Raw genomic sequence first — 15,268 nt, forward strand, 5'->3', positions numbered from 1 at the left:
TATCTGTCGTGTCCAAAATGATGGTGTTCGCCGGTAACTCAAATCCGGAACTCGTTCAGAAAGTTGTCGATCACCTGCACATCCCTCTCGGCAAAGCCTCCATCGGCCGTTTCAGTGATGGCGAAATCGCTTTCGAGATCCAGGAAAATGTCCGCGGCAAAGATGTCTTCATCATCCAGTCTACCTGTGCACCAACCAATGATAACCTGATGGAACTGCTGGTTATGGCAGACGCGATGCGTCGCTCTTCAGCCCACCGTGTTACTGCCGTTATGCCTTACTTTGGTTATGCCCGCCAAGATCGCCGCCCCCGTTCTTCCCGTGTACCTATCAGTGCCAAAGTTGTTGCCGACATGATCGCCAGCGTTGGTGTTGACCGTGTTCTGACTGTTGACCTGCATGCCGACCAGATCCAGGGCTTCTTCGATATCCCTGTTGATAACATCTATGGTTCCCCGGTTCTGCTGGATGATATTGAGCGTCGTGGTTTTGAAAACCTGATGGTCGTATCCCCTGACCACGGTGGTGTAGTTCGTGCCCGTGCATTTGCGAAACACCTGAATACTGGCCTGGCTATCATCGATAAGCGTCGTCCTGAAGCTAACAAGGCTGAGGTTATGAACATCATCGGTGATGTTGAGGGTCGCACCTGCATCCTGGTAGATGATATGGTTGATACCGCCGGTACCTTGTGTCAGGCAGCCAAAGCCCTGAAGGCCAAGGGGGCTATCAAGGTTGTGGCATATGCCAGCCACCCTGTTCTGTCTGGTCGTGCTCTGGAAAATGTAACCAATGCCGAGTTGGATGAACTGGTCGTTACCAACACTATTCCTCTGAGTCCGGCTGCTCAGGCAGTGGATAAAATTCGTGCTCTGGATATGTCTCCGCTGGTGGCTGAGTCCGTGCGCCGTATCAGCAATGCAGAATCTATCAGCGCCATGTTTCGCTAATTAGCTCACGCTAATCCGGCGAACAAAATGCTGTAAGAAAAAGCCTGGTTATCCGGGCTTTTTGTAACTGAACACCCTCAAAAATTTTCAAAAGCTATGTGCCAAATGCCAAGAGCTGCCAAAAGTAAGCGAAAGAGAATTATGTATTCTCTATTACAAGACCATATCTGAACGGAAACTGTATGTAGATGTTTCAATTACCCCCTGTTAGTCGTAATTACCTGCGCCTGTCTGGAGGGCTCTGACAAATGTCTTGAGCTGGCTGGTATCCATAGTATCGAGGAACTCCTTAAAACAGGTGGCCAGAAAATCGACATCAAGCACCAGAGCCTCTGGGTCGTTAAAGGCTTTCTTTATACGGAGAGGGTTCAGGTCATCAGTGCATATTGCGACATTCGAATAATTAGTACATGTATCTATAGGCAAAAAGGCTTTGGCCTCATCATCCAATAATCTGACTGATGGGTAGCAGCCATCAGTCAGGCATTGGGCGCTGTTAGTTACCCTTATGTTGTTAAGCAGTGTACGCCACTCAACTGTTGCGTCTTGCTCGAGCAACCAGTTGAAAAATAAACCTCTAGTAGCTTCTTGCTCCAAACGAGATAACTCACTTTCAAGATGACCAGGTATTCTCATGAGCATCAGCTTCTCTGAAAGCACAAAATAGACAGGCCGCATCAATGACGTTTTTCGGGACAGGGGGAAGGAAGGTTGTTTTCTGACCATTCGCTCCAGACTGGGAGGTGCTCCCGTCGCTACACGGCTCCATTGCGTGTCTATATCCGTTCGTTGTAATGCTCTGGCCAGGGTTGGGGAGTGCCCACCCAGGTCTGGGAGTGGCTTTAACCGCTCCTTCATCAGCTCCTGCTTCAGGGCAGCAGGCCAGATCTGCGATTGGGTCAACTGTTGATAATGTGCTTCGAGTAATTGCTCCGCTTCCTGAATCTTATGGTCAGCCAGGCTTTCAAGTATCTGGAGTGCAGCGCCGGTTGGGACTATACCCTGCTGAACCAGGGGCAGATACTGCTTCAGGGTTTCGACGTACTTCGAATCCGGTATCTCCCCTAAAAGCCAGTGATAGTAAAAAGCAGCCATGACATTAAGAGCTCCCTTGCCTAGTCGCTTCTGCATCTCAGCCTGTTTGTCCGCGCTGCTTTCTGCCAGGGTTTGGCGGTGCCAGTGCGTCAGAATATCCAGCCAGGGCGGGTTCAGGGTGCTTACCCTGGAATCTTGCTTAACGGCGAAATAATAAACTTCATGAAAAACATTAGTGGGAGGCTTATTTTTTAAAAAATCGACCAGCTCTGAGTATTCCTGTTGCTCCTGCCCCTTCTGAAACAGGCGATGAATGGTTGTATCAACCGATTTGCCAGCAAAATGTCCAGTTCTGGCGGTTAACTCCACCCTTTCCGACAAAACTATGTTTACAGGGTGGTGCTGCGAGCGTTCATTCGAAGAAGATTCACCACCACCCCCCAGATCAATCTTTCGCCAGTGACAGCCTCTATCAGGACTGAACTCGACATATCGGTGCGCAACATTGCTTACCATTCGGGCCGGAACCCCAAAGTACTGGCTCAAAACCTGAAACACCTGAGAGCGATGACGGCATACCCCCTGTTTTTCCCGCATCAGGTTGAGCAGCAGGTTCAATCCCTCACCTGGTACGTCATGGTCAGCTCTGAACGTCTTACACCATTGCGCCAGGGCATTAAGTTGAGAGGCCTTGTCCGGTATATCTTTTATGTCCTGAAGCTCGCAAAAAGCAGGATGGACTCTGCCATTCAGGCTGAACAGCTCTTTATCCAGTCGTTCTCGTACCTGAGGGGGAAGCAGTGCATCGACAGTTTCTATCGGCTCCCCGCCCTGTAAAGGGGCAAAGTAGTCCTGGTCAGGCTCAATAATAAACGCCAGATGCATTCTGGCAGATTGAACCGAAGCGTTATCCGCCAGCCTCACCAGCAGCTGTCCTGTTTCTTTGTGCCGGGCAGTCCCCAGTGGCTGTGAAGGGGTGCACCGTAGATGCAGTAGCTGATCTACAGCGCTGAGCCCTGGCAATGGAGTCCAGCGGCTCTGTTTCAACACAAAGTATCCACCGCCCAGCTGCTGCATTCCGGTCAGCCTGAGCCGGGTCTTCGGCCATCCCGGAGACTGAATGCTTTCGACTTCCCCATGGTCACAGGACAGGGTGACTTCCCGCAACTGATCGTCCTGCATGACTAACTGTCTGAGTGAGAGCCGGTAATCGTTTGTAGCGAACTGATTGCCAGCAAAGAATTTCCGGATCTCATAATGCTTATGGGTGGTGATGTTGCCCCCCAGCGGCCCGGATATAATGGATTCTGTTTCAGGCTGCTGGAAAAAGGCCAGGATAGAGCGCGCCATATCCAGCAATTCAACCTCATCAGAAATATCAGGCAGATGCAGAGTAAGGCGGTCAGCATACCATGCCGGGTTAGCGTCCGGTGTCAGCAGCCGTATGGTCAGCGGCTCAGGCTGCTCAGTGTTCAGGTGCCGGGAAAGCCGTTCGCTGCGTTCATTGCGACCGTCGTCCATGGCAACTGTGGATTCGGCAAGGCGTTGTTCCAGCGCCTCCATGGTCAGCCCAACCGATTGCAGGGCCAGACCAAAGGTGGTTTTAAAAGCCTGAGGCCAGTCATTCTTTGGCGTCTGGTTCAGTATATCCGCCGCCCTGAACAGGTCATCAAGGCTTAGCTGGATCGGCGCATGTTGTAGCCTGAGCGATTCCAGCAGGCTCTGGTAGCGAATGGATAACCAGCCTGGCAGCGAATCATTCTCGGTGCGGCGCACCAGCATTCCCCGCAGGTCAGGCTCCGACAACGGCGTCAGCTGAACTTCGGTACAGCGGCTTTTCAGGGCGGTGGACAGGGTTTCCCTGCCTCCGAAAGAGGCGGGGTTTACGGTAGCGATCAGAACAAACTCCGGGTGTGCCGTGCTACTGGTCAGTACCTCGTTAAATAACCCCTCCAGAAAGCGGCTGGGCAGCAGGTTTAATTCACTGATGACCAGTTTTTGCCCCTGTGCCATAGCGGTTTGGGTGGTTTCTTTCAGGGCGTCCCATTGGTCGGGGTTGGCATTAATATGGACAAACGGTGCCGGAGCCAGTGATTGCTGCTCCCAAAGCGTTAAAACACGCTTGAGGATGAGGTCCTTGCCCCATCCGGCGGGTCCTTCAACCAGCAGACTGCGACGCCCCCGGGGTTGATCCCGCTGCTGGTCCAGAAACTGCCAGTAGTGTTGCACCAGCTGAACCACCGGGGCGCTGTGGAGATCGACGTCGGGATTGTTGTTGCGCAGCTGTTCAAGAAAAGACTGAAACGCACTTTGTTTGCTTTGTGTCAGGCTTTTATCACAGGGAAAGTGAGCGGTGTACCAATGCTCAAGGGCATGAAGGCGTTCACGGTTGTCTGCCGGGATGCGCCCCGCCAGGCTGCCGGAAAAAGCATCAAAGACGACCTGGTGAAGTGACTCAGGACTCAGAACAGCATCGGTTTCCATCGGTTCTTCCCCCTCAGGGGCTTGCTGGTGATGACGCAACGTCTGGCTGATGCGGCATAACACATCCTGCAAATCTCTCGGCGACAGGGCATCGGGCAATAACTTTCCGTACTGGCGATAGAGACTGAGTATGGTCTGAACGCCCCGGTCTTTGAGTCCATCGGGCCAGTGAGCGGGAAGAGCGGGCCGAATAATAAACTCAGCCAGCATGTCCTGGTCCAGTGGCCGGTAATACAGGGTCAGCAGGTGTTTTTTGAGGGTGCTGTCCATGTGTCGGCCACTATAATGCACCGGGTTGCCCGTCAGGATGACCCGGTGCCGGTCACTGAGCACGTAGTCCTTTCCCTGATAGCTGATCCGGGGCGGGGTTTCCATCAATCCCGCCAGGGGTGCCAGCACACCCTCTCTGGCCAGATTGGCTTCATCCAGTACCAGCAACGGCGGATTCCCGCTCATGGCCCAGCGCAGGATGGGACCCGGCTTAAAAGTCGTTGTGGCATCATCGCGGATATCTTCAATGACGGCCTGCCCGAATAGCTGCTCTGCCGAGGTTTCCGGCCCCAGGCTGAGGACTTGCGATGGCGGGGAGTTCTGATCGGGAGCCTGCCTCAGCTGTTCGGCTACCGCCCGGGCCATATGGCTCTTACCGGCACCAGCCTCACCCTGCAGAAAAACCAGCGGATGCCGTCGTACCCGTTCGGTCAGGCGCCGCATACGTCGTTGCTGACGATGACGTTGCCCCCGGGAGCCCTGTACCAGAGCCTCGGCCAAGTCACTGAAGTCATCCTGAAGCAAGTCTTTCGGGAAGTAGTCCCCTAATGCCTCTTTTGTCTTGTCAATCGCCTGCTGTTGATCCTCATTCTGCCTGATTATCTGATCGATACGTTGATCCAACGAGCGCACCTGCTCGCTGACAGCCTCAGAGCCTTTGCGTTGGAAACCCGCTGCCAACAGGGCATCCCTGAGCCGGGTGCGCCGGGTACCCCGGTAATACTGAAGTGACGAAGTTACCTCCGGTGCCACTCCTAAAGACTGCGCCAGAGCCTTGCGCTGCTGCGGTTCTGCGGCCCCAACCAGATAACGGGCCAGCTGATCCAGTGCGGACTCGTCAGGTGTATTAAAACCATTTGGTAAGAGCTGCGAAAAAGCCGAAACCGGGCAATAGCGCGCCAGGGACCAGAAGTGCTGCTCCAGCACCCGGCGACTTATCCTTGGGTGCTGGTCAAGCCACTGTTGCAGGGCATTCCGATCGGCGGCGGTTTGTGGGGGATCATCCGGATGATGCTGCCTGATCTGGTATTTCAAATAGCCATACACCTCGTTATCGCCCCGGTAAGCCTTTGCCAGCAGGGTATGCAGAGCTTTTCGATGATGAACAGGCAACACCTGTTGTGCGCCATCCTCAATCCTTTCCTGCTCAACCTGGCGGTACAGCAGGGTATCAAAGTCCTGCCCCTGCCAGGGCAGTTTCGCCGGGTAACTCTTTCTGGTGGGGAATGGAAGGTTGTCCAGTACCATCATCCACGGGCACGGGTTATCTGCAGAGCAGGGGACTGGTGCCTGTTGCAGGGCGTGTTGCCACAGAGGGGATGCAGGCGGTGTTGCCTGCTCCGGCCAGAGAAAGGTCACCTTGGCATGGGGTAACTGTATTTTCTGGCCATTAACCAACAGGTAAGGGGGTTGAGCCAGCAGGCTTTCCAGTTTCGCCATCAGCTCCGGAGCTGTTTCCAGACCGTGGAAGGCGATGGGCTTTCCCTGTTTCAGAGCCGTTAGCAGCGGGGTATCCCGGGTCTCAAAAAACATCTTATTCTGACTGACCAGCTGGGTGTCCTGCCACAGACTCTCCCATTGGGTTTGCGCGGTGACCCGACAGGTTTTATGGGTTTCGTCCAGCTGTGCCAGCGCTACAGTTTCGTGGCGATATCTCTGACACCGGCGGTCTGGCTGAAGCGCTGGCTCGAACCCCTGGTTGTTCTGAGTAAGGTCAATCAGGCGAGGAGGCTGCTTCAGACGTTCCAGGCGCCGTAACAGCCGCAGCCACTGGGTGTTATTCAGTGGTTGTGTGAGGCAGAGTGTCCCGGCACCTGAGAGCAGTTGCTCCAGAGTGTCGGCACTGTGAATGATTCCTTTGTGTATTTGCGTATCACGCAGGGCATCTTCCAGCGAGGCGGCATTCAGGTACACCGTCGGATAAAGGTCTGCGCCCTTCGCTGTACCTTTTTGTGCAAACTGTTGCCTGAGTGATTCCAAGGCTTCAGGATCGGTGTCCTGTCGAAACCAGCGCAGCGAGTCCGGCAGCGAAACCCAGGCACCATTGGCCTCAAAGCCACCTTCACGCAGCGTTGTGGCCAGTGCGGCAGTAAAATCCGGATTATCCCAGGGCGCATCCTGCAGGATGACAGCTTGATGTTCCTCCAGCCCGTGCAGTTGGCCTGCCTTGAAATAGAGCTTGCCCCGGTCATTCAGGGCCAATCCGCCAAATAACCGGGTTCGCCAGGCGTCCCTGTCAGCAAAGTCAATAACTTCAGGGAGAGCCTGAAGCGGTGCCTGCTGTTCGGCCAGAGCATGTTTCTGTACCCGTTCCTGTAACAGCGCATCATTGCTTTTAACGGGCACAGCCCTGTCTGCCAGGGACTTTGAGAACACTTCGGCGGGAAACAGTGCCGGAAAGGCCTGAAGGCGTCGCCAACAGTCCGGCCCCGGCTTGTCGGGACCGGGCTCAAGCATTGCCGGGCTGACCAGTGCGACCAGACGCACCTGCTTTCCCAGCCGCTTAGGTCGTTCCAGAAGATCATTCAGGCTGGCGATCTGGCCGGGAGACATAAGGGTTAAATCCAGTACCAGGGTGAGGGGCTGCTCACTGAAAAGTCGACCGGCAGTTTGATGACAGACCCCTTTCTCATCACAGGTGATCGTGTGCAACAGATTATGGTGCTCAAGGTCTGCAGGAGAGCGCAGGGTAATGACCGGGCCATGGTTCATTTGTCGGCAATTTTCCAGTACTTGCTGCCGCTGGGTATCGTCCTCAATAAAAAAAACAGCATCCTCAGAAAAGTGCTGACTGGGGTGACCTTCCTGAGACTCAAGGGCTAAGCGCTTGAGAGCGGGCTCCGACTGGTGTTTAACAGCCTTACGCTTTCCGTCCTGATGGGTTTTTTGACTGCTAACCGGCTCTTCTTTGTTCTGAAAATCTGACAAAGGGCTTTTCGAGCGATTTGGACCGGGAGGAACATCCATAAGGTTAAAAAATATTAATCAACTTGTCGGTGTTATCGGCACAGGGTGGGAATGGTTTTGTTTGATGTGCATAATCATAAGTAGTCGGCCATGTGTAAGCTATATTTCTGGCCAACAAACAGGTTGTCCAGCTATGTGACTGGAGCTGCGGATTTTTTGGTTCTTTATCTGCACACTATTTTAGGTACCCTGATTTTTCATCGTAGACAATCTGGGATGGTGGATTTACCTGCTCGGGTAGCGGAAAACCCCTGCGACCCGAGGGGCGAAATAGTCTTGGGATGTTTGGCAAAACAGTGCTGAGCCGGTATCATACGCCGCTTGCTTTTTTCATGAAGGTTTGGATTTAATCCGGGTTTTCATGGTTTCAAGTGAGCGACTATGATTTTTGTGGTTGCTCACAGCTGTTGGATCAGTCTGGTCGCGGTCTGATCCGTTATATTTTTTGGAGACTATTATGTCCGAATTTGCTCTGAACGTTGAAGCGCGTAAAGACGTAGGGAAAGGTGCGAGCCGCCGCCTGCGCCACGCTGACCTGGTACCTGGCATCATCTACGGTGGTGAAGAAGCTCCTGTCCAGATCACTCTGGATGGCAAAGCTGTTCGTAAGGTCCTGGAGGCTGAAGCGTTCTACTCCTCTATCGTTACTCTGAGCGTTGAGGGTAAGGCTCAGCAGGCTATCCTGAAAGACATTCAGCGTCATCCTGCCAAGGGTCACGCCATGCACATGGACTTCCTGCGTGTTGACGCTACTCACGAAGTAACCACCACTGTACCTCTGCACTTCATCAACGAAGAAACTTCTGTTGGTGTTAAGGCAGGTGGCGCTGTCGCTCACAACCTGAACGAAGTTGAAGTTCGCTGCTTGCCAGCTGACCTGCCTGAGTTCATTGAAGTTGACATGGCTGCTGTTGAACTGGGCGCTTCCCTGCACCTGTCTGACCTGGTTGTACCTGCCGGTGTGACCCTGGTTAAGCTGGCTCACGGAGAAGAGCACGACCTGCCAGTAGTAAGCATCGCTGCTGCTCGCGGTGGTGAAGAAGCTGAAGAAGCTGAAGGCGAAGAATAAAGTTAGACGGACGGCATTAAGGTACTGAGGGTATCGTGACGAAGGCAGCAAACGCTTCCATTGACTTGATCGTTGGTCTGGGTAACCCCGGCCGTGAATACGATGATACCCGCCATAATGCCGGTGTCTGGTTTATCGAAGAGCTGGCCCGAACCTGCGGTGCCACTCTTCAGCCCGAGAAGAAATTCCACGGGCTGACCGCCAGGGTATCCCTGCATGGCAGGGATGTCCGCCTCCTCTTTCCGACCACATTTATGAATCGCAGTGGTCAGGCGGTATCGGCAATCTCCAACTTTTACCGCATCTCCCCCGAACAGATTCTTGTTGCTCATGATGAGCTGGATATTCCTGTGGGAACCGCACGCCTAAAGCAGGGTGGTGGTCACGGTGGCCATAATGGTTTGCGGGATATCATCAGCAGCCTGGGTAATCACAAGAACTTCCATCGACTGCGTCTGGGTATTGGTCACCCTGGCGACAGCAGCAAGGTTGTTGGCTACGTGCTTAACAAACCTTCCCGAGAAGAAGATCGCAAGATTCGTGAAGCGATTGATGAGGCTGTACGTGTTATGCCGGAAGCCATGAATGGTTCATGGGCCAAGGCAGTGCAGGAACTTCATACCTTTAAGGCCTGATTAGGATCTCATTCTTTACCTTTATTCTACATCAGGAATGCTATGACGATTGTCATGGGCATGTTTGGCTGTGCGTGATGAATACGTTTGGAAAGGGAGACAGCAGAGAAGGGGGAAAGGAAGTAAAGGCAGGCCAAGAAGCCTGCCTGGAAAATAATCTGTGATCAGTCCTTCTTGAGGAAAACGCCCCAGTTAAACAGACCGATCAGAATACCACCGCCGATGATGTTGCCAATGGTCACAGGGATCAGGTTCATAAACAGCATGTTGGAGAAGTTGATGTTGGAGAAATCTGCAGCAGTTTTGCCAATTTCCATCCAGAATCCAGCATCTGCAACGCTCTTGATAGCCAGGCCGATAGGCATCAGGTACATGTTGGCAATGGAGTGCTCAAAGCCAGAGGCGATAAACATGGCAACAGGCAGGACCATAGCCATCATTTTACCGCTTGCGGTGCGGGCACTGTAGCTCATCCATACGGCAATACATACCATGATGTTACACAGGATACCGAGCACCAGAGCCTGGCCAAAAGAGTGGCCCATTTTGCCATTGGCGATTTTCAGCGCTGTGTAGCCAATAGAACCGTGACCACCATGCCACTGATCTGTGTAGAGAATCATGGCAACCATCAGCAGGGAACCAATCAGGTTGCCCAGATAAACAATGCCCCAGTTCTTGAGCATTTTGCCCATACCAACTTTACCGTTTGCAGCAGGGATGGTGATCAGTGTGCTGCTGGTAAAGAGGTCTCCACCACACAGTACAACCATCATCAGGCCAACACTGAAAGAGATGCCGCCAATAAGTTTGGCGATACCATAAGGCAGCACACCAGCACCTGCAGATACTGTTGTGTAGAACACGCCGGCAAGGGCGATCATCATGCCAGCCATAATTGCCAGTGCCAGGGTTTTGGCAGGAGCCTTATTGGCTTTACCCAGTGCGATAGTCTCGCCGAGTTCTGCCATTGCATAAGGGGTGCGGGCCCCGTGTTCCAAAGCTTGATCAGTCATAATGGTAATGCGCTAGTGTTTCAGGTTTGTGGTATTCGACAGGAGTGCCATCAGGCAACTAAGGAGTTTTATTTAATTAATCTCTGAACTTTAAGGTGGTTATAGATTCAAACAAATACGTACTATAACTAGAAAAAAGCGACATATCTGTTTTCAAATAAATAATCAAAAGTTGGGCGGCGCAGGAATGATGTCTCTTGTCCCCACTTTAACGGTGTAATCGTAGAGGCCTTCGAAGCGGGTTCCGGGTTCATGAACGCTGAACTTTATCATCAGCTGCTCACCGAATATGGTCGCAGGTAAATGCACTGTCGCGCGGTAATCCTGGCTTTCCGGATGGAACACCAGTGGCAGGTTTTCCAGCCAGGGATCGCTGCCTTTCTCCTGCAGCGTTATTGAAACCCGGATATTCTTATGAGCGCGCCCATCCTTCTTGACCCGAACGACAGGTATAAATGGAGCTCGGGTTGAGATTCTGTCACCCAGATAGCCGATAGAGAGAGCCAGGTCACTTAAAAAAGCGGGGTCTTTCAGCCAGATAATGTCGCTATCGTCATCCATTGCTATCATGCTGTCAGCATCATCGGTACCCGCCAGGGTAACGTCTGTTATCTGATTATCCTGATTTTCTGTTAGCTCTCCTTTCATAGTGTTCATGCCAAGCCTGTTATTGCTGACTATGGAGGGTTCAGGAGCAATGGGAGCAATTCTGGGCAGAGTCTCAACTGTCATATCTGCCATGGAGTCATTAATAAAACGAACCATCAGGGCATTCTCAGGCAGCATGTCCAGGCTTTCTGATGGATTGGTGCCGGTCATGATGATTTGCCACTTGCCGGTAACAGTCATCAGGTTGACCAGGAGATCTTTGTTGTGACCGGTGTGATAGAGAAGAGGTAAATCTCCAGCCCAGGAAAGCCTGATACCGGCAAGATCAGATGTTTCTGTAAAGTCCAGATGGCCGCGTAACTGCAGAATCAGCATTTTTACCAGATGACGCCCCTGAGCAGTAAGATCATCAAGAGTTATGCCTTCTGAGCTATTCATATTTATGGATTTGAGCGGGCAATTCATATCAGAACGTGAAACGTTCAAACAGGCCTTCTTCTTTAATACAGAGGGAAGCTCGTTGATGACCCGAATCGCCAGACGGGCTGTTTGCCCGAGAGGGCTGATACCAACAGATTCATTCCAGCGCGTATAGGGATAGTGAATTTCCGGGCGAGACAAATCGGGCTGAGGTGCTTCACTGATCTGACGAGGCCAGTGTCCCATATAAAAGGATGTAACTGCCCAAGTATCACCCTCTTGCTTAAGAGTGATGGAAAAAGTTGAGCTCATCAGAACCAGCTCCTGCATACCATCCATCTGGTTGATCTGGAGGAAACCCGGATCTCCGGCTTTTCCCATTTCCCGATGAACCCCCTGAAGGCCAATCAATGAGGTGGCGCGTAGATAGCCTAAAGGCGTCAGGGCTGTGGCAAGCAGGTTATGAAGACCTGAGCTTTGATCTGGAGACAACCTGGTCAGCTCTATGCCTGTTCCTGACTCCTCCATCTGCTTCAGTTCATTGCCTGTGAAATGATTTTTCAGCTGGTTGAACTTCAAATTCATCTGTTCCTGCCAATGGGTCTGCTCCTGTCGGTCAATTTCCCGATTCAGGTCGTCTATTCGATTATCTGCAGCTGACAATAAAGGAAGGGACGTTAGAAGCAGCGTGAAGATAAGAGTTTTCGCCAGCATAAGGTGGTACCAAGGACAATTCAGCGTAGAAGATGTATCGGCTGAAAAGTGTGCGGTTCTTAGTGGTTATGAATATTTAGTGGGCACAGGAGCAAATAAAGTTCGTTCTGCTATGCCAATAACGTATATACCGAGTTGTTTTTAGAAGCATTTTTTTCCACAATGGCGACACTTGGCATACCACCCATTTGCCTTGCCGCCTCTTATATCCAAGCGCCACCCCTGCTGTTTATAAGATGCTCTCTCGCACAACGAAATTGCGGCTCTACAGCCATGAATCAGTCAACGCTTCTGCCATTGATATGGCGGCGTGTATTCATGGTCAAAATCTAAAAAAACTTGTTTGTAGTCATACGCATACTTGGAGTTGCAATGAAACGAGAGCAATGGGGTTCACGCGCAGGATTTATCCTTGCAGCAGTCGGTTCAGCCATCGGGCTGGGCAACATCTGGCGATTCCCTTATATGGCTTACGAGAACGGCGGCGGTGCCTTCCTCGTACCTTACCTGTTTGCCATGCTGGCCGCCGGTATTCCTTTCATGATCCTGGAATTCACCCTGGGACATAAACACCGTGGTTCTGCACCGCGCACTCTGGCAGCACTGATGCCCAAACTGGAAATTCTTGGCTGGTTCCAGGTTATGATTGCCAGTGTCATTGCTGTTTACTATGTCGCAGTTATTGGCTGGGCTATTTCTTATTTCGGGCTGTCCTTCAGCCAGGGCTGGGGCACCGATGCCAACGCCTATTTCTTCTCTGAATACCTGCAGCTTGGAGAAAACAGCCCTCTGAACCTGGGTTCTCTTCAGAGCCATATTGTTATTCCGGTGATGATTGCCTGGGCCATTAGCTTCCTGGCGCTGTTCACTGGTGTTAAAGGCGGTATTGAGCGTTTCGGCAAGATCATGATGCCGGTTCTGTTCATCATGGTTGTTGGCCTGACTCTGCGTGTACTGTTCCTGCCTGGAGCAGTTGATGGTGTTCACTGGCTGTTCGAACCTGACTTCAGCGCACTGACCAACCCGAAAGTATGGTCTGCTGCCTTCGGTCAGATCTTCTTCAGTATCAGTGTTGGTTTCGCGATCATGATCGCTTACTCCAGTTACTTGCCAGAAAAGTCTGATATCAACAACAATGCCTTTATGACTGTACTGATCAATTGTGGCTTCTCCATGCTGGCCGGTGTGATGATCTTTGCGGTACTGGGTTACATGGCTGCCGAACAGGGTAAGCCTATCCAGGAAGTTGTTAGCGGCGGTGTTGGTCTGGCATTTGTTACCATTCCTACTGCAATTAACCTGCTGCCTCTGCCATGGCTGCTGGGTCCACTGTTCTTCGGTGCCCTGGTAGTAGCTGGTGTCAGCTCCCATATCTCTATCATGGAAGCCATCGCATCTGCGATTATGGATCGTTCCGGCTGGAGCCGTAAGAAGACTGCATCCGTAGTTTGTGGTGGTGGCGCGGCCATTTCCCTGCTGTTTGCTACCAATGGTGGCCTGTTGCTGCTGGACGTTGTCGACTATTTCATTAACAACATCGCTATTCTGGGTAGCTGCTTCGTTGAGCTGGCTGTTATCGGCTGGTTGCTCAAGCCTGTTGAGCTGCGTGACTACGCCAACGTTCGCTCCGATTTCACTATCGGAAGCTGGTGGGAAAACAGTATCCGCTTTATCTGCAGCACCTTCCTGGCGGTTCTGGTCGGCAACAACATCATCACTGCCCTGACTGAGAACTACGGTGGCTACAGCGATAACGCCATCCTGATTTGTGGCTGGGGTCTGCTGGCTGTTCTGCTGCTGATCTCCGTTGCTATGACCCGTGGTTCCGGTTTCTCTGTTCCTGCAACTGCTAGCGCTGAGGTGTAAGTCATGACTATATCTGCAATTGCCATGATGGTTTTCGGCCTTGGGGTGACCTGGGGAGGAGCCGCTCTCTGTATCCGTAAGGCTATGGAAAGAAAAAGCTAAAGGCTGATATTTAGCCAATAAAGGCGCAGTTTGCTGGGGGAGTAAACTGCGCCTTTATTGTGAGTATTAAGGTATTAACTCATTTACCCTGCCTGCACGTATTCCTGATGTAGATCGATATAAAGCGCAAGCTCCTTACGGAGCACATTTGGGTCAACATAATGAACAAGACGATCTCTGTCTGTGTGGGGATCAAACCCTAACGTGTCAATAACACACTGGCTGTGCTCGTTCTCCAACATACTAAGAATCTCATGATCACTCTTGCTAATCAGCATTGCGCACTCGTTTAAGCTCATGGTATCGCCATATTGCACCTGGAGACTGCTAAACAGGTTCAGTGCAACATCAGCGGTTGCTTTCGCCTGCAATTGGGCGTAAACCCTTTGATTTGTAACATCTTCTGGTCTGGCACCTTCACTGGAACGGGCTGCCAGAAGGTTTTCAAAAAGGTGGTAATCATTACTGGCAGCCAAGAATAAGTCGAGGTCTAGTGCTCCCTCTCGTGCAACTGTCATAGCTTGCTCAAGTGTGTATTCAATATCCCCAACGGCTAGTTTTTCGTTAATTTTATGTATCAGGCATGTATGAATTGACTCAGCATCCACAAATTGTGCGAACTTGCCTGCAGCCGTTTTAAAGTACTTTTCTTTTTTTCTGCAGGCATTGAGAGAGCAGTGTTGATCATAATCCTTTTGAAGCTCTCCTTTTCGCTCAAGTGCTGTTTGATATTTTTCGGCAACCAGATCTGCTGTTTTCCATATCATCAGTTCTTTTAGAGCTGCAAGTTGTTTCTGTGAAGGAGAGCGTCGTATTACACCCAAGTAAAGTGTTTCCATTTCTTCGGGGTCACGACTTTTATCGATCCGATCATAGCTTGACTCAAAATCAAGCTCATGAGAGTGAGTTCTTTTATGAAGATCCTTTGAATGTGGATGTGCAGGGCTTTTAGACGAAGATATATTCTTTTTGCCTTTCGCATGACTTACGGTATTGGGGCCGGATTTACCTCTGGGTTTTGCCGGAGATGATGGCGGTTTGTTTGGTGAAACCCCTGCACCACTCCCTGAATGTATGCCTTTATTGCCTTCCATTGGCATGCAGCTCCGTATCCTGTTCTCAATAGAATTA

The 15,268-nt window shown here is 51.6% G+C and carries 9 protein-coding genes; 5 read left to right on the forward strand and 4 right to left on the reverse strand.

Translation table 11 applies throughout. From position 1 onward, the window contains the following. Nucleotides 1-8: 8 nt before the first annotated feature. Complete coding sequence (locus M3P05_RS10470) at nucleotides 9-950, forward strand: ribose-phosphate pyrophosphokinase (protein WP_249699536.1); 942 nt, start codon at nucleotides 9-11, stop codon at nucleotides 948-950. 207 nt (nucleotides 951-1,157) lie between these two features. Here the strand turns inward: M3P05_RS10470 and M3P05_RS10475 are convergent, their stop codons facing one another. Beyond that, the gene (locus tag M3P05_RS10475; RefSeq protein WP_249699538.1) at nucleotides 1,158-7,667 is read right to left on the reverse strand and encodes an AAA family ATPase; all 6,510 of its coding nucleotides are present in this window, start codon (nucleotides 7,665-7,667) and stop codon (nucleotides 1,158-1,160) included. A 496-nt stretch (nucleotides 7,668-8,163) separates the two neighbouring features. On the opposite strand from M3P05_RS10475, the gene M3P05_RS10480 reads away from it, so the two are divergent. Together M3P05_RS10480 and pth are read left to right on the forward strand one after the other, a co-directional pair. After that, nucleotides 8,164-8,775 carry a 50S ribosomal protein L25/general stress protein Ctc gene (locus M3P05_RS10480; RefSeq protein ID WP_249699540.1) on the forward strand — a complete coding sequence of 204 codons (612 nt, stop codon included), beginning with the start codon at nucleotides 8,164-8,166 and terminating at the stop codon, nucleotides 8,773-8,775. 35 nt (nucleotides 8,776-8,810) lie between these two features. Next, nucleotides 8,811-9,410 carry an aminoacyl-tRNA hydrolase gene (pth, locus tag M3P05_RS10485; RefSeq protein ID WP_249699542.1) on the forward strand — a complete coding sequence of 200 codons (600 nt, stop codon included), beginning with the start codon at nucleotides 8,811-8,813 and terminating at the stop codon, nucleotides 9,408-9,410. Between the two features lie 164 nt (nucleotides 9,411-9,574). Here pth and focA read toward each other — a convergent pair whose 3' ends face one another. Both focA and M3P05_RS10495 read right to left on the reverse strand, forming a co-directional pair. Continuing rightward, the gene (gene focA, locus M3P05_RS10490; RefSeq protein ID WP_249699543.1) at nucleotides 9,575-10,426 is read right to left on the reverse strand and encodes a formate transporter FocA; all 852 of its coding nucleotides are present in this window, start codon (nucleotides 10,424-10,426) and stop codon (nucleotides 9,575-9,577) included. Between the two features lie 165 nt (nucleotides 10,427-10,591). Further along, a complete protein-coding gene (locus tag M3P05_RS10495; RefSeq protein WP_249699545.1) occupies nucleotides 10,592-12,169 on the reverse strand; it encodes a DUF3500 domain-containing protein in 1,578 nt (525 codons plus the stop codon). Nucleotides 12,170-12,541: 372 nt separating this feature from the next. Between M3P05_RS10495 and M3P05_RS10500 the strand changes: the two genes are divergently transcribed. Further along, nucleotides 12,542-14,035 carry a sodium-dependent transporter gene (locus tag M3P05_RS10500; protein WP_249699547.1) on the forward strand — a complete coding sequence of 498 codons (1,494 nt, stop codon included), beginning with the start codon at nucleotides 12,542-12,544 and terminating at the stop codon, nucleotides 14,033-14,035. A 3-nt stretch (nucleotides 14,036-14,038) separates the two neighbouring features. Beyond that, nucleotides 14,039-14,137 carry a MetS family NSS transporter small subunit gene (locus M3P05_RS10505; protein WP_249699548.1) on the forward strand — a complete coding sequence of 33 codons (99 nt, stop codon included), beginning with the start codon at nucleotides 14,039-14,041 and terminating at the stop codon, nucleotides 14,135-14,137. A gap of 83 nt (nucleotides 14,138-14,220) precedes the next feature. Here the strand turns inward: M3P05_RS10505 and M3P05_RS10510 are convergent, their stop codons facing one another. Beyond that, the gene (locus tag M3P05_RS10510) at nucleotides 14,221-15,231 is read right to left on the reverse strand and encodes a hypothetical protein (RefSeq protein ID WP_249699549.1); all 1,011 of its coding nucleotides are present in this window, start codon (nucleotides 15,229-15,231) and stop codon (nucleotides 14,221-14,223) included. Between the last annotated feature and the right edge of the window lie 37 nt (nucleotides 15,232-15,268).

This window comes from Parendozoicomonas callyspongiae (assembly GCF_023502345.1).
Lineage (GTDB): Bacteria > Pseudomonadota > Gammaproteobacteria > Pseudomonadales > Endozoicomonadaceae > Sansalvadorimonas > Sansalvadorimonas callyspongiae.

Bases quoted from the DNA above. Each gene is read 5' to 3' on its own strand.
- focA (WP_249699543.1), bottom strand. From the start codon at position 10,426: ATGACTGATCAAGCTTTGGAACACGGGGCCCGCACCCCTTATGCAATG.
- M3P05_RS10505 (WP_249699548.1), top strand. From the start codon at position 14,039: ATGACTATATCTGCAATTGCCATGATGGTTTTCGGCCTTGGGGTGACC.
- M3P05_RS10500 (WP_249699547.1), top strand. From the start codon at position 12,542: ATGAAACGAGAGCAATGGGGTTCACGCGCAGGATTTATCCTTGCAGCA.
- M3P05_RS10510 (WP_249699549.1), bottom strand. From the start codon at position 15,231: ATGGAAGGCAATAAAGGCATACATTCAGGGAGTGGTGCAGGGGTTTCA.
- M3P05_RS10480 (WP_249699540.1), top strand. From the start codon at position 8,164: ATGTCCGAATTTGCTCTGAACGTTGAAGCGCGTAAAGACGTAGGGAAA.
- M3P05_RS10495 (WP_249699545.1), bottom strand. From the start codon at position 12,169: ATGCTGGCGAAAACTCTTATCTTCACGCTGCTTCTAACGTCCCTTCCT.